General features: G+C 72.8%; 20 protein-coding genes. 11 read left to right on the top strand and 9 right to left on the bottom strand.

From position 1 onward, the window contains the following. Nucleotide 1: 1 nt before the first annotated feature. The 8 genes from WMF33_RS28365 (at nucleotide 2) to WMF33_RS28330 (ending at nucleotide 8063) form a co-directional block, all read left to right on the top strand. The gene (locus WMF33_RS28365) at nucleotides 2-904 is read left to right on the top strand and encodes a matrixin family metalloprotease (RefSeq protein ID WP_437331555.1); all 903 of its coding nucleotides are present in this window, start codon (nucleotides 2-4) and stop codon (nucleotides 902-904) included. Between the two features lie 156 nt (nucleotides 905-1060). After that, nucleotides 1061-2383, top strand: a complete 1323-nt coding sequence (locus WMF33_RS28360; RefSeq protein ID WP_437331554.1) for a hypothetical protein — start codon at nucleotides 1061-1063, stop codon at nucleotides 2381-2383. 83 nt (nucleotides 2384-2466) lie between these two features. Continuing rightward, nucleotides 2467-2808, top strand: coding sequence for a YciI family protein (locus WMF33_RS28355; RefSeq protein ID WP_437331553.1), 342 nt, complete (start codon nucleotides 2467-2469; stop codon nucleotides 2806-2808). After that, the gene (locus tag WMF33_RS28350) at nucleotides 2808-4064 is read left to right on the top strand and encodes an RNA polymerase sigma factor (protein WP_437331552.1); all 1257 of its coding nucleotides are present in this window, start codon (nucleotides 2808-2810) and stop codon (nucleotides 4062-4064) included. The genes WMF33_RS28355 and WMF33_RS28350 overlap by 1 nt, the downstream gene beginning before the upstream one ends. Nucleotides 4065-4361: 297 nt before the next feature. Beyond that, on the top strand, nucleotides 4362-4853 hold the full coding sequence (locus WMF33_RS28345; protein ID WP_437331551.1) for a hypothetical protein: 492 nt from the start codon (nucleotides 4362-4364) through the stop codon (nucleotides 4851-4853). Nucleotides 4854-4857: 4 nt separating this feature from the next. Continuing rightward, nucleotides 4858-6132 carry a radical SAM protein gene (locus tag WMF33_RS28340; RefSeq protein ID WP_437331550.1) on the top strand — a complete coding sequence of 425 codons (1275 nt, stop codon included), beginning with the start codon at nucleotides 4858-4860 and terminating at the stop codon, nucleotides 6130-6132. 378 nt (nucleotides 6133-6510) lie between these two features. Continuing rightward, the gene (locus WMF33_RS28335) at nucleotides 6511-7143 is read left to right on the top strand and encodes a TetR/AcrR family transcriptional regulator (protein ID WP_437331549.1); all 633 of its coding nucleotides are present in this window, start codon (nucleotides 6511-6513) and stop codon (nucleotides 7141-7143) included. After that, nucleotides 7140-8063, top strand: a complete 924-nt coding sequence (locus WMF33_RS28330; RefSeq protein WP_437331548.1) for an alpha/beta fold hydrolase — start codon at nucleotides 7140-7142, stop codon at nucleotides 8061-8063. The genes WMF33_RS28335 and WMF33_RS28330 overlap by 4 nt, the downstream gene beginning before the upstream one ends. 96 nt (nucleotides 8064-8159) lie before the next feature. Here WMF33_RS28330 and WMF33_RS28325 read toward each other — a convergent pair whose 3' ends face one another. From WMF33_RS28325 to WMF33_RS28315, 3 genes are all read right to left on the bottom strand, one after another. Next, entirely contained in the window at nucleotides 8160-9089 is a 930-nt protein-coding gene (locus tag WMF33_RS28325) for an aldo/keto reductase (RefSeq protein ID WP_437331547.1), read from the bottom strand. Nucleotides 9090-9154: 65 nt separating this feature from the next. Continuing rightward, nucleotides 9155-9988, bottom strand: coding sequence for an ABC transporter permease (locus tag WMF33_RS28320; protein ID WP_061625845.1), 834 nt, complete (start codon nucleotides 9986-9988; stop codon nucleotides 9155-9157). Then, complete coding sequence (locus WMF33_RS28315; RefSeq protein ID WP_061625846.1) at nucleotides 9981-10847, bottom strand: ABC transporter ATP-binding protein; 867 nt, start codon at nucleotides 10845-10847, stop codon at nucleotides 9981-9983. The genes WMF33_RS28320 and WMF33_RS28315 overlap by 8 nt, the downstream gene beginning before the upstream one ends. Nucleotides 10848-11411: 564 nt before the next feature. On the opposite strand from WMF33_RS28315, the gene WMF33_RS28310 reads away from it, so the two are divergent. Further along, complete coding sequence (locus WMF33_RS28310; protein WP_437331546.1) at nucleotides 11412-12620, top strand: PAS domain-containing protein; 1209 nt, start codon at nucleotides 11412-11414, stop codon at nucleotides 12618-12620. A gap of 137 nt (nucleotides 12621-12757) precedes the next feature. Here the strand turns inward: WMF33_RS28310 and WMF33_RS28305 are convergent, their stop codons facing one another. After that, nucleotides 12758-13678, bottom strand: coding sequence for a LysR substrate-binding domain-containing protein (locus tag WMF33_RS28305; protein WP_437331545.1), 921 nt, complete (start codon nucleotides 13676-13678; stop codon nucleotides 12758-12760). Nucleotides 13679-13820: 142 nt separating this feature from the next. On the opposite strand from WMF33_RS28305, the gene WMF33_RS28300 reads away from it, so the two are divergent. Further along, nucleotides 13821-14558 carry a cysteine hydrolase family protein gene (locus tag WMF33_RS28300; RefSeq protein WP_061625849.1) on the top strand — a complete coding sequence of 246 codons (738 nt, stop codon included), beginning with the start codon at nucleotides 13821-13823 and terminating at the stop codon, nucleotides 14556-14558. A 28-nt stretch (nucleotides 14559-14586) separates the two neighbouring features. On the opposite strand, the gene WMF33_RS28295 is transcribed toward WMF33_RS28300, so the two are convergent. The 5 genes from WMF33_RS28295 to WMF33_RS28275 all read right to left on the bottom strand — a co-directional run bounded on the left by WMF33_RS28295 (nucleotide 14587) and on the right by WMF33_RS28275 (nucleotide 18873). Further along, nucleotides 14587-14823, bottom strand: a complete 237-nt coding sequence (locus tag WMF33_RS28295; protein ID WP_437331544.1) for a hypothetical protein — start codon at nucleotides 14821-14823, stop codon at nucleotides 14587-14589. Between the two features lie 47 nt (nucleotides 14824-14870). Next, nucleotides 14871-15122 (bottom strand): hypothetical protein, encoded by a 252-nt coding sequence (locus WMF33_RS28290; RefSeq protein WP_437331543.1) that lies wholly within the window; start codon nucleotides 15120-15122, stop codon nucleotides 14871-14873. 270 nt (nucleotides 15123-15392) lie between these two features. Continuing rightward, nucleotides 15393-17438 (bottom strand): OPT family oligopeptide transporter, encoded by a 2046-nt coding sequence (locus WMF33_RS28285; protein WP_437331542.1) that lies wholly within the window; start codon nucleotides 17436-17438, stop codon nucleotides 15393-15395. 152 nt (nucleotides 17439-17590) lie between these two features. Continuing rightward, complete coding sequence (locus WMF33_RS28280; RefSeq protein WP_437331541.1) at nucleotides 17591-18250, bottom strand: hypothetical protein; 660 nt, start codon at nucleotides 18248-18250, stop codon at nucleotides 17591-17593. A 200-nt stretch (nucleotides 18251-18450) separates the two neighbouring features. Then, nucleotides 18451-18873: a hypothetical protein gene (locus tag WMF33_RS28275; protein WP_437331540.1), complete on the bottom strand. Its 423-nt coding sequence runs from the start codon at nucleotides 18871-18873 to the stop codon at nucleotides 18451-18453. 181 nt (nucleotides 18874-19054) lie between these two features. Between WMF33_RS28275 and WMF33_RS28270 the strand changes: the two genes are divergently transcribed. Beyond that, the gene (locus WMF33_RS28270; protein ID WP_437331539.1) at nucleotides 19055-20527 is read left to right on the top strand and encodes a thioredoxin family protein; all 1473 of its coding nucleotides are present in this window, start codon (nucleotides 19055-19057) and stop codon (nucleotides 20525-20527) included. The last annotated feature ends 11 nt before the right edge of the window (nucleotides 20528-20538 follow it).

The following is a 20538-nucleotide window of genomic DNA, read 5'->3' as shown; positions in this document are numbered from 1 at the left end:
GATGAAGAGAGGCTCCCGGGACGCGCTCGCCCCGGTCGCGTCGCTCGCCGCCGCGCTGGCGCTGGTCGCCGGGGGCGGCGAGGCGGCCGCGTGGTCGCCGCTCGATCTCGAGGTCGTCCCCCGCTGGAGCGAGCTGCCGGTCCGCTACCACATCAACCACAAGACGATCCCGGCGCCGCTCTCCGGCTTCGCCGCCGCCGGCATCGAGGCCGGGTTCGCGGCCTGGTCGAGCCCTGCGTGCACGGCGTGGGCGACCGAGCTGCTCGGCGACACGGACGCCGGCTACGACTTCGACGACGGCAGGAACGTGTTCCTCTGGATCAGCGACAGCTGGCCTGCCGCGCTCGGCCAGGCCGACTCGGTCATCGCCGTCACGATGCCGGTCTGGGATCCCGACAGCGTCATCGACGACGCCGACATGGTGTTCAACAACGTGGGCTTCTGCTGGGACGACGGCGGCGAGGGCGACTGCGTCGATGTTCAGTCGATCGCCACCCACGAAGAAGGGCACTTCCTCGGGCTCGGGCACTCGAACGTGCGCGGCGCGACGATGCTGGGGACGTACCGGGGCGGCACGTCGGCGCGCACCCTCGAGGGCGACGACATCGAGGGGGTCTGCGCGCTCTACCCGATCGGCGGGACGACCGTCGCGAGCTCGGGCGGCGGCGCGAGCTCGGGCGGCGGCGCGGGCTGGGGCGGCGGCGCGGGCTGGGGCGGCGCGGCGCCGGATGCCGGGGATGGGCCGAAGAGCGGCGGCGCGAACGACGCCGAGGAACGCGACGCCGGCTGCTCGTGCGCGGGTGGCGGCCGGGTGCCGGGCGCTCCGGGAGCGCTGCCGCTCGCCGCGCTCGCCGCGCTGCTGTCGCGCCGGCGCCGGTGCGCGGGGGCGACGCCGCGCCAATGACGGCCGATGCCGCGCGGACGGCAGCTGGCGCCGCGCGAACGACGGCCGGCGCCGCGCGAGCCGCGGCAGGGGCCCGGGCAAGAGAGCGAGCGCCCGGCGTGCTCGCGCGGACGGGCCCGCTTTACAACCCAGCGCAGCCGGGGCAAACGTCCCGCCATGCCCGAGCCGAGCACCGCAGCATTCGACGCGGAGGTCGCGCGTGCCCTCCGCTCCCTCGAGGCCGACAGCGCCGTTCCTGCCCTCGATCCGCTCGGCGATCCGGCCGGCGCGGCGCGCGCGCTCTCGGCGGAGGGCGACGGCGCGCCGCTGCTCCTCCGCGCGGCGCCCGAGCTCGGCGCGCCGCAGCGCGACAAGGACGCGCGCTTCGGCCCGGCGCCGCGCGATCCCGTCTGGCTCCGGATCGAGCGCGGCGCGAGCGCCCTCCGGCTCGCGCCGCTGCGGCTCGCGGGCGCCGGGCGGCCGCGGTCCGGGGCCGCCGGGGCAGGGGGGGCGGCCGGGGCAGGGGAGGGCGCGGCCGAGCCGCGCGACGCGGTGCGGGTCGAGGTGACCTCGGCGCAAGGGCCGTGCTGCACCGCCCCCTCGTGCACCCGCGAGCGGACCCACGTCGCCGCCTGGCTCGTGCTCGCCCCGCCCCCGCGCTCGCCGGCGCCCCCGCGCGCCGCGGCGGCGCAGCGCCTGCTCGTCGCCGAGGCGCAGGACCTCGATCCCGGCCGGGCGGAGGCGCTCGTCGAGTCGGTGGCGGCGCCGCTCGCGGCCGCGCTGTGCGTCCCGCTGGTCACGGCGCGCGGGACCGAGCCGCCCGGCGCGATTGAACCGCGACCCCTCCCGGAGCCGGCGCCGGCGCCCGCGCTGACGGCCGCCGCGCTGGCGCGGTTCGCGATCCGGACCGAGGGGGAGCTCCTCGTCCTGCGGGATCACGCGAGCCAGGGGCCGCGCGGGTCCGCGACCCGCAACGCGCTCATCGGCGCCGCGCTGCTCGTCGCCGCGCTCGCCCTGTGGATCCAGGTCATGCGGAGCGCCTCCGCCGGCGACAGCGGCATCGCGATCGGCGTCGGCAGCGCCGCCGCGCTGCTCTCGCTTGCGGGCTACGCCTTCCTCGGCGTCGCCCGGTTCTCGTCCCGGTATGCGGCGCGCTCCGCCCCGGTGGCGTCGTTCGGGCCGGGCCGCTTCGTCGTCGCCCCCTGGGTGAGCCGCACCGGCGCGATCGATCTGCGCCCCGAGGGCAGGCTCGGGGCCGCCATCTCCGCCGGGGAGGTCCACGCCGTCGACGTGCAGCCCCGCGGCGACCGCTTCGCGGTCGAGATCGACACCGACCACGGCCCCATCGACGCCCTCCTCACCGACCGCGAGGACGTCGCGCGCTACTGGCGCGACGCCATGGATCGCGCCGTCGCCTCGGTCCGCCACCCCGGCGGCCCTTCCGCCAAGCAGCGCCTCCGCGCGCGCTCCCAGGCCCAGCAGCCCGCCGCGGCGAGCTGAGCCCTCGCCTCCCCAAAAAAAGTTGTCCGCCGCGGCGCCCCTCGAACGTCGCAGGGGCGAAGTACCCGGGAAGGAGAACGATCATGAACGAATTTATGTACTTGTTCCGCGGTAGCGACGCCTCTGGCTCTCCGGCCGAGATGCAGCAGCACATGCAGCGGTGGACCGCGTGGGCGAAGGAGCTCACCGAGAAGGGGCACCTCAAGCGTCCCGGCAGCCCCCTCGATCCCACCGGCAAGGTCGTCCAGGGCAAGCAGAAGGCGGTCGTCGACGGGCCCTTCGCCGAGGCGAAGGATGTGGTCGGCGGTTACATGCTCATCGAGGCCGAGGATCTCGCACACGCGGTCGAGCTCTCGAAGGGTTGCCCGATCCTCGAGCGCGGTGGGAGCGTCGAGGTGCGCCCGATCTGGAAGCTGAGCCATTAGTGGATCCGGTCGACCCCGTCTTCCGGCGCGAGGCTGGGCGCATGCTCGCCACGCTGACGCGCCTCTTCGGGGTCCACAACCTCGCGCTGGCGGAGGACGTCGTGCAGGACGCCCTCTGCCGCGCGCTGGAGGTGTGGAAGTTCCAGGGGGTGCCCGAGAACCCGGCCGCCTGGCTCATGGCGGCGGCGAAGCACCGCGCGCTGGACGTCCTCCGGCGCGAGCGGACCGCGCGCACCTTCGCGCCCGAGATCGGGCGGCTGATCGAGGGGGAGCAGGCGCTCGACCCCGCGGTCGACGAGCTCTTCGGGGCGGCCGCGATCCGGGACGACCAGCTGCGCATGATGTTCTCGTGCTGCCACCCCCGGCTGCCGGAGGAGGCGCAGATCGCGCTCGTGCTCCACGTCCTCTGCGGCTTCGGCGTGAGCGAGGTCGCGGGCGCGTTCCTCGCCACCGAGGCGGCCATCGAGAAGCGCATCTCCCGGGCGAAGAAGGTGCTCGCCGGCTCGACGCGCCTGTTCGAGCTCACGGACGACGCGTTCTCTGCCCGGCTCTCGGCGGTCCGCCGCGCGCTCTACCTCCTGTTCAACGAGGGCTACCACGGCGCCTGCGCGAAGGAGGCCGTCCGCGTCGAGCTCTGCAGGGAGGCGATGCGCCTCACCGCGCTCCTCCTCGAGCACCCCCCTTCGTCGGCGCCCGCCACGCACGCGCTCGCTGCGCTGATGTGTCTCCACGCGGCGCGCCTGCCCGCGCGCGTCGACGCCTCCGGCGACCTCACCTCGCTCCTCCACCAGGATCGATCGCGGTGGGATCGGCAGCTCCTGGCCGAAGGGCAACGGCTGCTCGACCTGTCGGCCGAGGGGCCGGAGCTGACCGAGTACCACGTCGAGGCCGGGATCGCGGCGGTCCACGCGCGCGCGGCCCGGCCGGAGGACACGGACTGGGGGGCGATCGTGTCGCTCTACGACACGCTGATGGCGATCCGGCCTTCGCCGGTCGTCGCCCTCAACCGCGCCATCGCCGTCGCGCAGCACGAGGGGCCGGAGCGCGGGCTCGAGGAGATCGGCGCCATCGAGGGCCGCGATCGCCTCGCCGCATATCCGTTCTATTTCGCGGCGCTCGGCGAGCTGGAGCTCCGCCGCGGCAGGCGCGAGATCGCGAGCCAGCACCTGCGGGAAGCGCTCGCGCTCGCCCGCAACGCCATGGAGCGCCGGTTCTTCGAGCGACGCCTGGGGGCGTGCGGCGACGGGGCTCCCTGACGCATCCCTCCAGCGCGGCGTTCCGCGGCACCGGCCCGTGGCACATGCTGGCGAATGCCAAGATGTGTCAGGCGGCCCGATCGGGCGGAGGCTGAATCGGCATCTCTGAGTGAATTCGCACGGATATGTCGAGATGGCGCGGACGGCGCGCGGATTGCTCGGGGAGGGAGCAAGGCGTTGGCTTCGACATGAAAGGACTTGCCCGTGCCCATCCATTTCCCCTCTCTCGTCCCTTGTAGCTCCTGCGGCTGCCACGCGCGTGCCAACGAGAGCGAGTGTCCGCACTGCGGCGCAACCATGCGCGAGCCGGACGGCGCTGTCCCGCGCACGAAGATCGCCGTGCTCATGGGCCTGACGGCCGCGTTGTTCCAGCCGCTTGCCTGCGCCGGCGAGGTCGTCGACGAGCGAGATCAAGGCAGCTCCAGCAGCTCGGGCTTCGGCGGCGACATCGCGGTCGCGGGGGCGTACGGCGGCAGCCCCTCGGTCGGCTCCGCCGGGGGCGCGAACCCCACGGGCGGGCCAGGGGGCTTCGGCGGCGACATCGCGGTCGCGGGGGCGTACGGCGGCGGCCCCTCGGTCGGCTCCGCCGGGGGCGCGAACCCCACGGGTGGGCCAGGGGGCTTCGGCGGCGACATCGGCGTCGGGGGAGCGGACGGCGGCGGATCCTCGGTCGGCGAGGCCGGGGGCGCGGACCCGACGGGCGGGACAGGAGGCTCCGGCGGCGATGTCGGCGTCGGGGGAGCGGACGGCGGCGGATCCTCGGTCGGCGGGGGCGGGTCGGGAGGGTGAACCGATGATCGAGCCGACCGAGATCCCCGTCCGCGCGCTCATGCCTGCGGACTTGATGGAAGCGAAGCCGATCTACGCGGTCTGGGAGCTCACGATGAAGTGCGACCAGCCGTGCCAGCACTGCGGCTCGCGCGCCGGCGCCGCGCGCGACGCGGAGCTCTCGACCGAGGAGGTGCTCGAGGTCGCCGCGAGCCTGGCGCGGATGGGCTGCCGCGAGGTCGCGCTCATCGGAGGCGAGGCGTACCTGCGCGAGGATCTCGCGGAGATCATCTCGTTCCTCGCGCGCAGCGGGATGCGCGTCATCATGCAGACGGGCGGGCGAGCGTTCACGGCCGAGCGGGCGAAGGCGCTCCGCGCCGCAGGGCTCACCGGGCTCGGGGTCTCGGTCGACGGGCCGGCGCACATCCATGACGAGCTGCGCGGCAACGTGGGCAGCCACGCGGCCGCCATCCGCGCGCTCGACAACGCCCGCGCCGCCGGGCTGATCACGACCGCCAACACCCAGATCAACCGCCTCAACGCGCACCTCTTGCGCGAGACGTGCGCCGAGCTGCGCTCGCACGGGATCCAGACGTGGCAGGTGCAGATCACCGTGCCGATGGGGCGCGCGGCCGACCATCCGGAGTGGATCCTGGAGCCGTGGCGCGTCGTCGAGGTCATCGACACCCTCGCCGCCATCCAGCGGGAGGCGCTCGAGACGCACGTTTCGGGCGTGCCGTTCAACGTGTTCGCGAACAACAACATCGGTTACTTCGGCCCACACGAGCAGCTCCTGCGGTCGAGGCCCGGCGGCGGCGACACGCACTGGCGCGGCTGTCGCGGCGGCATCAACGCGATCGGCATCGAGTCCGACGGCACCGTGAAGGCGTGTCCGTCGGTCCCGACCGTGCCCTATGCCGGGGGCAACGTGCGCGAGCGCGGCCTGGAGCACATCTGGGAGGGCTCGGCGGAGGTCCGGTTCGCGCGCGATCGCGACGCGAGCGAGCTCTGGGGTCACTGCGCGACGTGCTACTACGCGGACGAGTGCCGCGCGGGGTGCTCGTGGACCGCGCACTGCACGCTCGGCAGGCGCGGCAACAATCCGTTCTGCTACCACCGCGTGACGCAGCTCAAGAGGCGGGGCATCCGCGAGCGGCTCGTCATGAAGCAGCGGGCGCCGCACGTGCCGTACGACCACGGCGTCTTCGAGCTGGTCGAGGAGGCCTGGGACGCGCCGCCCCCGCCGCCGCCCGAGCCGGTGGTGCCGAGGAACGCGCGCCGGAGGCTGGCGGTTATTTGAGGCCGTAGAGATTTGTACGGCGTCGTGGGAACGGCGCCGGGCGGGCTCAACCTGGGTGGGCGCAAGGGCGGGCTCAACCCGGGTCGGCGCCGGGCGGGCTCAACCTGGGTCGGCGCTGAGCGGGCTCAACCCCGGTCGGCGCCGAGCGCCCTCAACCCGGGTCGGCGCCGGGCGGGCTCAACCTGGGTCGGCGCTGAGCGGGCTCAACCCCGGTCGGCGCCGAGCGCCCTCAACCCGGGTCGGCGCCGGGCGGCTTCCCGATCGGCCTCAACCCGGGTCGGCCCTGGGCGGGTCGACGCCGGACGCCCTCAACCCCGGTCGACACCGGACTCATCCATCCCTTGCCAATCTCCCGCTTCCATGTAATGAACACGTTCAGTGAACGCGTTCGCTCAAAAGCCTGGTCGCCGCGAAGCCCAGAAAGACGCGACGCGCGCCCGGATCCTCGAGACCGCGCGCGACCACTTCGAGCGCCACGGCTTCGAGGCGGCGAACGTCCGCGCCATCGCCGCGGACGCGGGCGTTGCCGCGGGCACGGTCCTCCTCCACTTCGCCGACAAGCGCGACCTGCTCCACGCCGCCCTCTTCGACGACCTCGCCGCCACCGCGGCCGAGGCCGTCCGCGACGAGGCGCCCGGCACCCTCGAGCAGCGGCTCCACCGCCTCGGGGCCGCGTTCTTCGCGTACTACGCCCGCCGCCCGGCGCTGTCGAAGACCCTGCTCCGCGAGGCGCTGTTCGCCGACCCGCCGTGGCAAGCGCGCTTCACCGAGCAGATCGCCGCCGTGCACGGCCGCGTCGTCGAGCTCTTCAACGCCGCCCGCGCGCAGGGCGAGGTCGCCGACGACGCCGACCCCGCGCTCTTCGGCGTCGCCTTCTTCTCCTTCTATTACTTCGCGCTGATCGCGTGGGTCCAGGGCGCGCACCCGTCGCCCGTCGCCCTCCTCGATCGGCTCGTCGCTCAGCACCTCTGCGGCCTCCGCCCCGCAGCCAACGTCAGGAGGGCTCGATGACGTCATCCATCATCTTTCGCAGTCCAGAGGCGCGCGCGCGCATCGCCACGTGGTTCGAACGCTTCCGCGAAAAGGCCCCGGTCCCGACCCGCGCGCGCGAGGTCTCGACCCGCTTCGGCGCGACGCACGTCCTCGTCGCCGGCCCCGAGCACGCCCCGCCGCTCGTCTGCGTGCACGGCGCGATGGCGAGCTCCGCGCACCTCTTGCCCGAGCTCGGCCCGCTCCTCGCGCGCTTCCGCGTCTACGCCGTCGACGTGATCGGCCAGTCCGTCAAGAGCGCCGACGTCCGCGTGCCGGTCGAAGGCCCCGCCTACGCCGAGTGGCTCACCGACGTCCTCGACGCGCTCGGGCTCCCGCGCGCCCACCTCCTCGGCGTGAGCTGGGGAGGCTTCGTCGCCCTGCGCATGGCCGAGGTCGCGCCCGCCCGCATCGACCGGCTCGTCCTGATCGTGCCCGGCGGCGTCGTGTCCGGCCCGGTGTGGCAGGGCCTCACGCGCGTGGCCATCCCCATGGCCCTCTACCGCGCGTTCCCTTCCGAGGACCGGCTCGCGCGCCTCGTCTCCGGGCTGTTCACCACGCAGGACGCCATGTGGGGCCCCTACTTCGGCGACGCGGTGCGGAGCTACCGGCTCGACATGCGGATCCCGCCGCTCGCCACGCCGGAGGCCCTCGCCGGCTTCACGCGGCCCGCGCTCGTGTTTGGCGCCGACGACGACGTGAGCTTCCCCGGCGCGAAGCTGCTCGCGCGCGCGAAGGTGCTCCTGCCGCGCGCCGAGACCGAGCTGCTCGAGGGGTGCCGCCACTCGCCGCCCACCGACGACGCCTTCCGCGCGCGGCTCGGCGGCCGCATCGCGCGCTTCCTCGAGCCCGACGCCGCGGCGCCCCTCGCGTCGCCTGGGCTCGCCTCTCCGGTCGCGTAACCCTCCGCCGCGCGCCCCGCGCGCTCCTTCCGCCGCGCGCCCCTTCCGCCGCGCGCCCCTTCCGCCGCGCGCCCCTCGGCGCTCCTCTGCGGCGCCTCAGTGCCCCGACACGTCGTCGACCTGCGCGAAGGCCTCGACGAGGCGCTCGCGGGCCCGCGCCGACAGCGGCGGCGCCTCGATCGACCGCACGTTCTCCAGCAGGTGCTCCACGCTGCTGGTCCCCGACAGGATCACGTGCGCGCCGGGCTCGTCCCTGCAGAAGCGGTACGCCGCGTCCGGGAGCGACGCGACGCCCTCCCCAGCGAGCAGGCGATCCAGCCCTTCGTCGGCGAGCGCTCCCGCCACCTTGCCCCGCGCCGCAAGGTCGGCGAGCAGCTCCCTCAGCCGCTCGGGCCGGCTCAGCGCGCGCCGGACCGCGAACATGATCAGCGTCCCGATGTCCTTCGCCCGCGTCAGCGGGAAGACCCGCTCCCGCGCCGACTGGTTCAGGAGGTTGAACCCGACCATCACCACGTCCCAGAGGTCGTCGCGGAGCGCCTGCGCCAGCATCGCGTGCGTCGGATCGGCGGCGAACGCCTCCGTGATGCCCAGGAAACGGATCTTGCCCTGCTCGCGCAGGCGCAGCAGCACGGGGACGATCCGCTCCCGCAGGTCGGCGTACCGGTCCGGGAGCACGCCGTGCAGGTGGTAGACGTCGACGTGATCCGTGCCGAGCCGCTCGAGGCTCGCGTGCAGCGACGACACCACGTCTTCCGGCCGGAGGGGCGCGTCGAGGCGCGTCGTCTTCTTCGTCGAGAGCACCACGCGATCGCGCGGCACCTCGCGGAGCGCCTTGCCGATGAGCTCCTCGGTCCCGTACGCCTCCGCCGTGTCGATGAAGCTCACGCCGCGCTCGATGGCCGCGCGGACGAGCCGGAGCGACTCGGCCTCGGCGACGCGCCCCGACCCGAGCCGGCTGTCGCCGCCCGCGCCCAGGCCGAGCACGCTGACCTCCAGGCCGGTCCGCCCCAGGATGATGCGATTCACGTGGTCCTCTCTCTCTGTGCGATGAACGGTGATCTCCCCGGCGCGAGGCGCCCGCCGGCCGGGGCTCACTCCTTCGGGGCGACCTTCCACGACGTGAAGCGCCGCTCGACGCGCATGAGCAGGTGATTGAACGTCAGCCCGAGCGTCGTGATCGTCAGGATGCCGACATACATGCTCGGGATCTGGAAGTTGTATTGCGCGTAGATGATCAGGTATCCGAGCCCCGCCTTGGCCCCGATCATCTCCGCCGCGACGAGCACGAGCAGCGAGTAGGCGCCCGCCAGGCGGATGCCCACGAAGATGGTCGGGATCGCCGCCGGCAGGATGACCTTGCGGAACAGCTGGATCGGAGACAGCCCCATCGTCCGCGCCGATTTGACGAGCAGCGGATCGACCCCGCGCACCCCGCTGATCGTGTTGAGCAAGATCGGCCAGGTGCACGAGTAAATGACGAGCGCGATCTTCGAGGCCTCGCCGATCCCGAGCAGCAGGAGGAACACGGGCAACAGCGCGAGCGCCGCGGTGTTGCGCAGCACCTCGAGCAGCGGGTTGATCGCGTCCGCCACGGCCTTGTACCACCCGATCGCGAGCCCGAGCGGCACGCCCACCAGGATCGCCAGCGAGAAGCCGGTGAGGGAGCGCGACAGGCTCGCCTTGATGTGGCTCAGGAGCTGCCCGTTCTGGAGGAGCTGCCAGCCGGTCGCCAGCACCTCGGACAGCGGCGGCAAGAACGCCGCCTCCACGAGCCCGACCCGCGGCGCCGTCTCCCATAGCGCGGCGACGAGGAGCAGGATCCCGGAGCGCGCGACGGCGCGGCCGAGCCACCTCCCCACCTCGGTCACGAGCTGCGCCTGCTGCGGCTCCTCGGGCAGCGCGATCGATTGCGGGACGCTAGCCATTGACCGCCACCACGCCCGCCACGGCGCGCCCCTCCGCCGCGCGCTTCTGCTTCTTGAGCCGCTCCTGCTCCTCGGCCTTGAGCACCTCCTCGCGCAGGAGCGTCCAGATCTCGTGCCGCAGCCGGCCGAACTCCGGCGTCGACCGCGCGTCCTCGTAGCCGCGGACCTCCTCGGGGATCTCGATGATCCGCTTCACGCGCCCGGGCCGGGACGTCATGATCGCGACCCGCTGCCCCAGGTACACCGCCTCGTCGATGCTGTGCGTGATGAAGAGGATCGTCTTCCGCGACCTCTCCCAGATCCGGAGCAGCTCCTCCTGCAGCGACTCGCGCGTCTGCGCGTCCAGCGCCGCGAACGGCTCGTCCATCATCAGCACCTCCGGGTCGTACGCGAGGCTCCTGGCGATGGCCACGCGCTGCTTCATGCCGCCCGACAGCTCGTGCGGATACCGGTCCTCGAAGCCGGAGAGGCTGACGAGCTCCAGGTAGCGCTGGGCGATCTCCTTGCGCTGGCTCTCCGGGACGCCCTTGGCCTCGAGGCCGAACTCGACGTTCCCGCGCGCCGTCCGCCACGGGAAGAGCGCGTATTGCTGGAACACGATGCCCCGGTCGAGGGCCGGGCCCGTGATCGGCTTGCCGTCGAGCAGGAGCTTCCCGCTGGACGGCTTCGACAGCCCGCCGAGGAGATCGATGAGCGTCGATTTGCCGCACCCGCTCGGCCCGACGAGGACCAGGAGCTCGCCCGCCCTCACGTCGAGGCAGAGGTCCTCGATGGCCGTGAACCGGGCGTCCTCCTTCGAGCCGGCGGGCCCCTTGACGGCGAACGTCTTGCTCACGCTCTGGAACTGAATCTTGCTCATGGCTTCTCCTGCTGCCCATCCTCGATGAGGGCCCGACGCCTTCACGGACCGCCCTTCCAAAACGGGTTGAAATCGTTCGTGTACACGCCGCCGCCCGCCGGCGCCGAGGGCGCCCTGGAGCATCCGATCGCGACGAGCGCGAGGAGCAGCGCTGCGAGCGCACGCCAGGCGCTCTCGAAGGGGGTTCTGCGGCCGCGCGGGGTGGGACGACGGCGTCCAAACGTGATCCGAAAGTCAAGCCCAACCAGCATGGAACGACCGCAACTCCCGCGACGTGGCGCGCCGTCACCCTGGGATGTGCTCCTCCAGGCGTGCCGCTGGGCGCCCTCATCGACCGTGCCGGAGACGCAGAGCACGCGACGTACCAACCGCCCGCCGCCCCACGAGACGCAAATCCGCTATAGCAGAGAGCCGCCTGCTGCTGGCGCAGCAGGCGCTGCGCCGGGGGTGTTGCTGCAGCAGCAGTGCTGCCGCCCGGAGCGGATCGGCCGGCGCGGGGGCGTAGCCCTAGGACGGAAGCGATCTCGACGACCGGCGAGCGTTCAGGGTAATTTTTCCGTGTACATGACCGTCTCCACTGCGTTGCCAGAAGAAGTCGAGGACGAACGTCTTGCACGCGGGCGCGCGCGCCTCCTCCAGCGGGCGCCGCTTGCGATCGTCCAGTACGGCGCGGATCTCACGATCGAGGACTGGAACGGGGCGGCCGAGCGCCTGTTCGGCCCTGCGCGGCGCGACGCGCTCGGCCGGCGCGTCGACGAGCTGCTGCCGACGTCCGGCGACCCTGAGGCGTGGCGGCGGCTGCTGGCGGAGGACGGCGCGGCGCCGCGGGTCTTTCGGCACGTCACCAGGGATGGCGTCGCGGCGCACGTCGAGTGGCGGCATGAGCGCCTCCTCGATGAGCGCGGGGGGGTCGTCGGCGTCGGGGTGTTCGGGCACGACGTGACGGAGCGGGTCGAGCAGCTCCGCCGCCACGAGCAGAAGGAGGTGGTCCTGCGGACCGTCGCGCAGACGCTGCCGATCATCATCTGGGCGATCGATCGCGAGGGGATCTTCACGTTCCACGAGGGCAGCGGGATCGCGAACGCGGGGCTCCAGGAGGGCGAGCACATCGGCAAGAACGTGTTCGATCTCTACGCCGGCAGCGACGGCATCGACATGCTCCGGCGGGCGCTCGCCGGCGAGGGGAGCCATTCGCTCAACTCGTCGCACGGGGTGTTCTGGGAGAACTGGGAGATCCCGGTCCGCGACGAGCGCGGAGAGGTGTACGCGGTCGTCGGCCTCACCCTCGATATCAGCCAGGCGAAGAACACGGAGCAGGAGCTCCGGACCAAGCTGGAGCTCATCGAGCGGCAACAGCAGGTCATCCGCGACCTGTCGACGCCCATCATCCAGGTGTGGGACGGCATCCTGACGCTGCCGATGATCGGGGTGCTCGACAGCCAGCGGACCGCGGAGGTGATGGACACGCTCCTCGAGGCGATCTCGCGGATGGGCGCGCGGTACGCCATCCTCGATCTCACCGGCGTCGACATGGTGGACACGAAGACGGCGAGCTACCTCCTCGACCTGGTCGGCGCGATCCGGCTCCTCGGCGCCGAGGGCATCGTCACGGGCATCCGCTCGAACGTCGCCCAGACCATCGTGAGCCTCGGCCTCGATCTGAAGAACATCACGACCCTCGGGAACCTCCGCGCCGCGCTCCAGCACTGCATCCGCCAGATGAGCAAGGAGCGCGCGGCCGGCGCGACGCAGACCGCGCCCGAGCGCCGATAACGGCGCTCCCAATCGCGGACCGTCTCTCGTCTTTCGCCTCTCGCCTCTCGTCTTTTGTCTCTCGTCTTCCGTGCGCGTCCTTCGTGCGCGTGCGCGTGCGCGATTCCCCGGATCAGCGCGCATGTACGAAGAACCGCCTAGCGCGCCGTCTTCTCCTTCTTCGCCGCGCCTTCGCCCAGCGCCTTCGCCAGCGTCTCCACGAAGACCCGGACCGCCGCCCGCGCGGGCGCCGCGTACACCGCGAAGATGGCGCGCGTCGACGCGCCGTACTCCGGCAGCACGCGCCGCAGCGCGCCGCTCTCGAGGTGCTCCTCGACGACGTAATCAGGCAGGTTGGCCACCCCGATCCCCGCGACCGCGGCGTCGCGCAGCGTCAGCGTGTCGCTGGAGCGGAGCGTGCCGCTCACCTGGATGACGCGCTCCCCCTCGGGACCCACGAGCGTCCACCGCGGCACTGGCTCCATGTTGTGCGTGATGCAGTCGTGGTCGGCCAGGTCCTCCAGGCGCCGCGGCGTCCCGTGGCGCCGCAGGTAGCGCGGGCTCGCGCAGAGCACGCGCCGATCGTCGGCGAGCCGCCGCGCGACCAGCGACGCCGGCGAGATCTCCGCTGCCTGGCGCACCGCCACGTCGACGCGCTCGGCCACCAGATCGACGATGCGATCGGTGATGTCGAGATCGATCCGGAGCTCCGGGTACTTCGCGCGGCAGGCCAGCACGGCGGGCGCGACGCGGATCGTGCCCAGGATCGTGGGCGCCGAGATGCGCAGGGTCCCCCGCGGCGTCCCGTCGAGATCCGCGACCGCCCGCTGCGCCTCCTCGACGTCCGCGAGGATCCGGCCGGCGCGCTCGGCGTAGAGGTCCCCCGCCTCCGTGAGGCTCACGCGGCGGGTGGTCCGCCGGAGGAGCTGCACCCGCAGGCGCTCCTCCAGCCGCGCGACCTGCTTGCTGACCGACGACGACGTGAGCCCGAGCGCCCTCGCCGCCGCCGAGAAGCTCTGCAGCCGCGCGACCTCCAGGAACGCCCTCATCTCGCCCAGATCACCGGCCGCCGGCTCCATCTGATTCGTTCCTTCCGCGACGCAATCCTCGTCGACAGACCAGGATTATCACGAGCATGCGCCGGATCTAGCTTTCCTGGAGCGCGAGGCGGCTGCCTCGCCGCGAAGGCGAGGCGGCTGCCTCGCCGCCAAGGAGGATCCCATGCTTACGCAGGCTCGCGGGCACACCGGAGTCGCGCTGCTGCTCTTCATCCTGACCTCGGTCTTGGCCGCGGATCAGCTGGCCGCGCCGCCCCCGGCCCAGGGCGGGCCGACCACGCTGCGGGCGCTGTACGGCCTCGAACCGGTCGACCGGCTCCACCGGGCGCGCACGGCGCTCGTGCTCGTCGACCTCCAGGAAGAGTTCTTCTCGGGCGGCCTCACGCTGCCGGACGCCCGGGCGGCGCTCGAGAAGGCGACACGCCTGCTCGCCTGGGCCCGGGAGAACGGGATCACGGTCGCGCACGTGCGGAACGTCGCCCCGAAGGGCGCGCGGCTCTTCGCCGAAGGCAGCCCGCGCGCCGACTTCGTCCCCGCGGCGCGGCCGCGCGCCGGAGAGCTCGTGATCACGAAGTCGATGGCCGGGGGCTTCACGAAGACCGAGCTCGACGCCGAGCTCCGCCGCCGCGGTATCGACACCATCGTCGTGAGCGGCCTCATGACCCACCTCGCCGTCGACTCGACGGCGCGGGACGGGCTCGTGCTCGGCTACCGCGTCCTGCTCCCGAGCGACGCCTCGGCGAGCCGCGATCTACCCGCCGTCCAGGGCGCGCGAGGCGCTCGCCTCGTCGACCACCGCACCTTGCACGAGGTCTCGCTCGCGGCGCTGGCCGATCGCTTCGCCGACGTGCTGCCGACCGAGGCCGTCCTCGCGCTGCCGCTCCACGACGCCGCGCGGTGAGCGCGCCGGCCCGCCCCTCGGCGCCGGCTCACGCCACGCGATCGATCGCCCCCTGAATACCCTCCTGCTTGGAACAGTGCGCGCAGCAGTAGAACGCCCCGCCGGCCTCGACGCCGTGCCCCACGATCCGACAGGCGCAGTGGGCGCACACGGGCGCGAGCTTGTGAATCGCGCACTCGAAGCAATCGAAGGTGTAGGTCGTGCCGCCCACCATGATCTGGAAGGCCTTGTCGTAGCTGTTACCGCAGCAATCACACGTGTTCATGGGGACCTCTCGACGGTTACGGGATGACGTTGCGCCGCGATTCGAGCTCAGCCGGCGGCCGCGATCACGCCGGGCTCCTTCGGCGGCTGCCCCGGCGCCGGCGGGTCCTCGATCTCCGGAGAGGGCTCGCCGGGCGCGGGAGGAGGCGGCGGGGGATCCCGCCGCGCCGGCTCGCCCGGATCGGGGTCGCGCCGCGGAGCCTCGCCCGGCGCGGGATCCTGCACCGGCGGGCCCTGCTCGGGATCGCCGACCGGCGCGGGGCCGGGTGTTCCTCGAGACGGGGGGGCGTTCACCGACATGCAGGGTCCTTTCCTGGCGCGCGCTTCATAGGTCGCTGAGCTCGCATCGCCGCAGCGCGGACAAGCTGCATGAACCGCGCCACGCGCGCATCCGAGCGGAGCGCCTCGACGGGCGATGCGCTGCGCTCACCGCGCCTCGCCGTGAGGGGGGAAGGCGCGCATTCCTGTCACACTGAGGCGCGGTTGCGTGGATGAGGCGGGTTGGCGAGCGGTCGCGAGCGGCCCGAGGGCCGCCGGGCGGGCGGCCTCACGCCGGTGACCGAGGGCGCTTCACTTCGGGAGGAAATCGAGGATCTGCCCGAGCGCCTTGGTGAGGCTCGCGGCCTCCAGCACGTCGGGCAGCACGAGCACGCCGAGCACGCTGAGGCCGATGCCCATCAGCGAGCCCCCGGCGATCACGCCCGCGCAGATCGCCTCGGTGTTCTCGGCGGCGAGCGCGTACCAGGGCCGCTTGACCGGCGCGGCGGGCGCCCCGCCGGGCTCGGTCTCGCTCAGCCGCGACTCGCGCTCGCGCGCCCGGTGCCAGCCCGCGGCGCGCCGCTCGATCAGCCAGAAGAGGAACGAGCCGAGGAACATCGACCAGATGTCGGTGAAGTTGAGGATGAACGCGAGCCCGAGGGCGACCGCGGAGAGGGGGAATCGGTTCTTCGTGAGCTGCTTCGTGACCTCGACGAGGATCCCGACGATCGCCCCGACCACCACCGCGGACTTGGCCGTCGGGTGGAGGAAGTCGAGCCCCTTCATCAGCACCTCGGCGACGGCCTTCCACGTGAGCGCGCTCGGGACCGGCAGCTGCTCCGTCCCGTAACGGCCGATGTCCCCCTGGATGAGCACGAGATACCAGATGGGGACCGAGAGCACGAGCCCCGCGACCGTACCGAGCACGTGCCCCATCGCCTGGTGGCGCGGCTTGCCGCCGAGCATGTAGCCCGGCTTGATATCCATCAACAGGTTCGCGGTGTTGCTCGCGACCTCGGCCGTGACCCCGGCCGTCATCAGGTTCGTCGTGATGTTCTTCGGCGCGAGGACGCCATAGGTGAGCTGCGTCAGCTTGCCGAGCGCCCCGGTCGGGGTGATCGCCGTGATGCCCGTCGAGTTCACGGCGATGAGCGAGAAGACGAACACGAGCGGGACCGCGATGATCCCGAGCCACCAGGCGATGCCGAACCAGAGCTGCCCGAGCACGACGACGACCAGGCCGACGACGGGCACGCCGATGATCGACAGCTTCACCGGAAGCTCGATGTCCGCGAGCACGTCCCTCGCCCCGCCCTTCTTGGAGAGGCCCCGGAACGCGTCGAGGATCACCTTGGGCTTGGAGAAGAAGGCATAAAGCGAGGACGTGGTCATGCACGCGACGCCGCCCCAGAGCGCCCAGAGCGTGATCTGCCCGAACCCGTAATGGCCGTTCCGCGGCAGGATGATCCCGTGCTGAATCAAGAGAGGGGCCAGGATCCAGTAGTTGAGGATGCCGCCGAGGAGGAGCGACGCGCCGGTCCGGATCCCCATGAGGCCGCCCGTGGCGACGAAGATGATGCTCGTATCGAAGCGGATCGTGAGCTCGTTCAGGGGGATGCCCCGGATGGCCGGCGAGAGGCCCCATCGCTTGAGCAGGTCGGCGAACCAGCCGTGATAGAAGACCTCGTCGTAATGATGGGGGATGCTCTTCAAGGCGAAGAGCGCGCGCATCACCTTGTCGTCGCGGAGGAGCTCGAGCAGGGCGCTCGCGAGCCCGCCGCCGAGGAGGAGCTTCGCCTTGAAGAGGCCCTCCTTCTCGTCGCTCTCGTGCAGCGCGTCCATGACCACGCCGGCGGCCATGCCCTCGGGGAAGGGGAGCTGCTCGTCGTTGATGAAGCGCTTCTTCATCGGGAACGCGAAGAGCACGCCGAGGATGGCGAGGATGAACATCCAGACCATCGCCCGGCCCATGGGGATGATCGTGGTCGTGACCATCGAATAGGCCGCGAGGCTGGTGAAGAGCGGCGCGTTCATGTATCCGGCCGACGTCGCGATGGACTGCATCGCGTTGTTCTCGAGCACGGTCATGTCGCTCGCGAGGCCAAGCCGGGAGAGGACCTTGAAGAGCCCGAAGGCCAGGATCACGCTCGTGATGCCGACGCCGAGAGACCAGCCGGTGCGCGCGCCGATGTACAGGTTCGTGAGCGAGAGGAAGGCGCCGAGGAGCATGCCCGTGATCCCGGAGCGCCACGTGAGCTGGGGCATGTCGCCGCGGTAGACGTTCTTCAACCACCATGTGTCCTTCTCTTCGAGCGACATGGTGTGGATCTGCTCGGGCGTGAGCTGCTTGATGGCCATCCGGCGACCTCCGCGCACCTTGTACCATGGTGAGCGACGCGCCGTGCATGCCTTCGGCGAGCGCCCGCGCGCCCGCGCCCGCGCCTGGCGTCGAGTCAGGGAAACCCCGAGAGTGACGGAATTGCTGGCCTCGTGTCGCGGCCCGCGCCGCTCTAGTCGTCTCGGCCGCTGCCGGCGAATCCGTCTTCCCGGCGGGCGAAGAGCACGTTGAACGTGGTGAGCGTCCCGTAACAGCCGGTGATGTACGCCTGGAGCTGCACCTTCTCTGCGTCGCTCAGCCCCTCGTGCGCGTTGATCTTCTGCTCCAGCACGCGGAGCTTGTCGCGGAGCATGACGATCTTGTGGAAGAACACGTCGAGCGGGATGCGCTTCTCGGCCGTGCCCTCCTTCCCGGGCCGGAGGACGATCTCCCCGCCTTCCCAGCGGCCGCCCATCTCCGCGCGGCCGACGCCGAGCTCCTCGGACAGCACCTCGCGCAGCACACGACGGAACTCGTCGATATCCATATCGATGTCGATCTCCCTTGGCAGCGGCGGACGGAAGGGCTGCGGCGCGGCGCCGGCCCGGCGCTCCGGCGATGGCGCCCCGGTCGGCCGGGACCTGCCGCCCGAGCCGCGCGGCTGGCCGGCGGCCCGCGGGGGCGGCGGCGGCGGCGGCGCGCCCTTGGCGCGGTAGCGGGCGCACGTCGCCGTCGCCTTGACCGGCGGCGGGTACACCTCGAGGGCGCACTCGCCGACGCGACCGCGCGCTGGATCCTCATGCACCCGGGTGTATGCCGCGCAGCTTCCGCACCGGCCTGCGTAATCGTTCACCGCGGCGCCACTCTACCAGCTTTGCCGGAACCGGGGGGCGCATTGTCGGCGCGAGGCCGAAACGGGCGGCGCGACGACCCGGCCAGCGCGCGCGCCGTCCCGGCCGGCCCGCCGCGCTCCCGCCGCGGGCCCACCTCGCGCCGCCCGCCGGCCCGCCGCGCCGCGCAGCCTCGTCGCCCGCTCGACCGTGCCAGGCGAGCTCATCCACGCTCGCCGGCGAGCCGCTCCCGCCGCCGGGCCAGCCACGCCCGCGCCTCCGGCTCGTGCTCGACGAAGTGGACCGCGACGTCGGCCCCGGTCGCGAGCGCATAGCCGCGGATCACCAGCTCGGTCAGGACCCTGCCCGTGAAGGTCGCGCGGTAATAGACCAGCCCTCGGATGGGGGGCACCCTGCCCGATTCCCTCATGACCGTTCTCCGGGACTCGGCCGGAACCCGGCCGAGCTGGGACACGTCGCCGGTGATCAGCATGTAGCGCTGCCCGGCGAAGTGGAGTGCCATGAAGTCGAAGAACCGCGCTGCCTCGTCCGGCGAGACGTCGCCCCGCATCATCAACTCCAGGGTGTCCGCATGCTCGCCGATGCGGGCGGTATGCTCCCCTATCCTCAGCACGCGCTCGAACATGTGGACTCCCCCTGATGTGATGTTCCGGCACCCCGGGAAAGCTGCGCCGCCGCGCCGCGGGCGAGCGCGAAGCCAGCCCAGGATACGGTTCTACGCGCGGCACCGGCGGCGCGTCAACGTGGGGGACGCTTGTCGCAGGGAGGGCGAGACCGCCGCCATCGGGCTGCTACCATGGTCGCCCGTGCGTCCCCCGGCTTCGCTCCCCGCCCTCGTCGCGCTCGTCTCCCTCGCCGCCTGCGCCGCCGATCCGCCCTCCCACGCGGCGGCGCCCGCGGCGCCCGCGGCGCCCCCGCCGGCCGCCGCCGCGGCCGGCAGCCCCGCCGCGGCGCCTCCGCCCGCCGCCGCGGCGGCGCCCGAGGCGGCGCGGCCGCCGCTCGAGTTCATCCGCGACGACGTGCCGCGGGCGCACGCGAAGGCCCGGGCCGAGGGTAAGGCGCTGTTCGTCGATGCGTGGGCGCCGTGGTGCCACACCTGCCTGAGCATGAAGCATTACGTGCTGACCGATCCGTCGCTCCGCCCGTTCGCGGATCGGGTGGTGTTCGCCGACATCGACACGGATCGACCGGAGAACGCGCCGTTCCTGGAGCGGCACGAGGTGACGGTGTGGCCGACGTTCTTCGTCCTCGAGCCGGCGGACGGCCAGGTGGTCGGGCTCTGGCGGGGCGCTGCCTCGGTCGAGGAGCTGCGCGAGCTGCTCCGCGAGGCGCTGCACGCGATGGATTCCAAGGCGGCCTCGGCGCTGCCTCCGGACGACCCGAACCGCCTGCTGGTCGAGGCGAAGCGGGCCCACAGCGCCGGCGACCACGCGGCGGCGGCGGTCGCGTATGTGCGCGCCCTGGCCCGGGGCGGCGAGGCGTGGCCGCGGCGCAGCGAGGCGCTGCTCGGCCTCGTGTCGGCGCTCCGCAAGAGGGACCCCGCGGGGTGCGCGGAGGCCGGCATGCGGCACATCGCCGAGGTGAAGGGCGCGGCGCTGCCCGCCGATTTCGCGAGCGTCCTGCTCTCCTGCGCGTCCGCGCTCTCCGACGCCAAGGCCCAGCGCGCCGCGCGCGAGGCGGCGGTCGGCCGGCTCAGGTCGATCGTCGCGAGCCCGCCCGCGGACTCGAGCGCGGACGACCGGGCCGACGCGTGGGGCCTGCTCGCCGAGGGGCTCCAGGCGCTCGGCGACGCGGCCGGGGCCCGCGCGGCGAACGAGTCGAAGCTCGCCGTGCTGGAGCGGGCCGCGAAGGAGGCGAAGGCGCCCGAGGCGGCCGCCGCGTACGACTACGGCCGGGCCATGGCGTACCTCGCGCTCTCGCGCGGCGACGAGGCGGTCGCGATGCTGAAGGAGCGCGAGGCGCAGATGCCGGGGTCGTACGAGCCGCCCGCGCGGCTCGCGCAGGTGCTCCACGCGATGGGCCGCGAGGCGGAGGCGCTCGCCGCGGTCGAGCGCGCGATCGGCCGCGCCTACGGCCCGCGGCGGCTGCGTTACCTGAAGCTCCGCGCGGAGATCCACCAGAAGCTCGGTCAGGGCGCGGAGCAGGTCGCGACGCTGCGCGAGGAGGTGGCCGGCTACGAGGCGCTCCCCAAGGGCCTCGCGAGCCAGGCGGCGCTGGACGACGCGCGGCGGCGCCTCGCCGAGGCCGAGAAGGCGCAGCGCAGGGCGAAGAAGCGCTGACGGAGGGGGGC

The sequence above is a fragment of the Sorangium sp. So ce394 genome, from assembly GCF_051474665.1.
In the GTDB taxonomy this organism is placed as follows: domain Bacteria; phylum Myxococcota_A; class Polyangia; order Polyangiales; family Polyangiaceae; genus Sorangium; species Sorangium cellulosum_D.
This window is presented reverse-complemented; position numbering and strand designations above follow the sequence as displayed.

Excerpts from the sequence above, each read along its gene's own strand:
- WMF33_RS28305 (WP_437331545.1), bottom strand. The coding sequence starts at position 13,678 with ATGGAGCCGGCGGCCGGTGATCTGGGCGAGATGAGGGCGTTCCTGGAG.
- WMF33_RS28360 (WP_437331554.1), top strand. The coding sequence starts at position 1,061 with ATGCCCGAGCCGAGCACCGCAGCATTCGACGCGGAGGTCGCGCGTGCC.
- WMF33_RS28355 (WP_437331553.1), top strand. The coding sequence starts at position 2,467 with ATGAACGAATTTATGTACTTGTTCCGCGGTAGCGACGCCTCTGGCTCT.
- WMF33_RS28300 (WP_061625849.1), top strand. The coding sequence starts at position 13,821 with ATGCTTACGCAGGCTCGCGGGCACACCGGAGTCGCGCTGCTGCTCTTC.
- WMF33_RS28295 (WP_437331544.1), bottom strand. The coding sequence starts at position 14,823 with ATGAACACGTGTGATTGCTGCGGTAACAGCTACGACAAGGCCTTCCAG.
- WMF33_RS28290 (WP_437331543.1), bottom strand. The coding sequence starts at position 15,122 with ATGTCGGTGAACGCCCCCCCGTCTCGAGGAACACCCGGCCCCGCGCCG.
- WMF33_RS28315 (WP_061625846.1), bottom strand. The coding sequence starts at position 10,847 with ATGAGCAAGATTCAGTTCCAGAGCGTGAGCAAGACGTTCGCCGTCAAG.
- WMF33_RS28330 (WP_437331548.1), top strand. The coding sequence starts at position 7,140 with ATGACGTCATCCATCATCTTTCGCAGTCCAGAGGCGCGCGCGCGCATC.
- WMF33_RS28320 (WP_061625845.1), bottom strand. The coding sequence starts at position 9,988 with ATGGCTAGCGTCCCGCAATCGATCGCGCTGCCCGAGGAGCCGCAGCAG.
- WMF33_RS28285 (WP_437331542.1), bottom strand. The coding sequence starts at position 17,438 with ATGGCCATCAAGCAGCTCACGCCCGAGCAGATCCACACCATGTCGCTC.
- WMF33_RS28310 (WP_437331546.1), top strand. The coding sequence starts at position 11,412 with ATGACCGTCTCCACTGCGTTGCCAGAAGAAGTCGAGGACGAACGTCTT.
- WMF33_RS28365 (WP_437331555.1), top strand. The coding sequence starts at position 2 with ATGAAGAGAGGCTCCCGGGACGCGCTCGCCCCGGTCGCGTCGCTCGCC.
- WMF33_RS28275 (WP_437331540.1), bottom strand. The coding sequence starts at position 18,873 with ATGTTCGAGCGCGTGCTGAGGATAGGGGAGCATACCGCCCGCATCGGC.
- WMF33_RS28340 (WP_437331550.1), top strand. The coding sequence starts at position 4,858 with ATGATCGAGCCGACCGAGATCCCCGTCCGCGCGCTCATGCCTGCGGAC.
- WMF33_RS28345 (WP_437331551.1), top strand. The coding sequence starts at position 4,362 with ATGCGCGAGCCGGACGGCGCTGTCCCGCGCACGAAGATCGCCGTGCTC.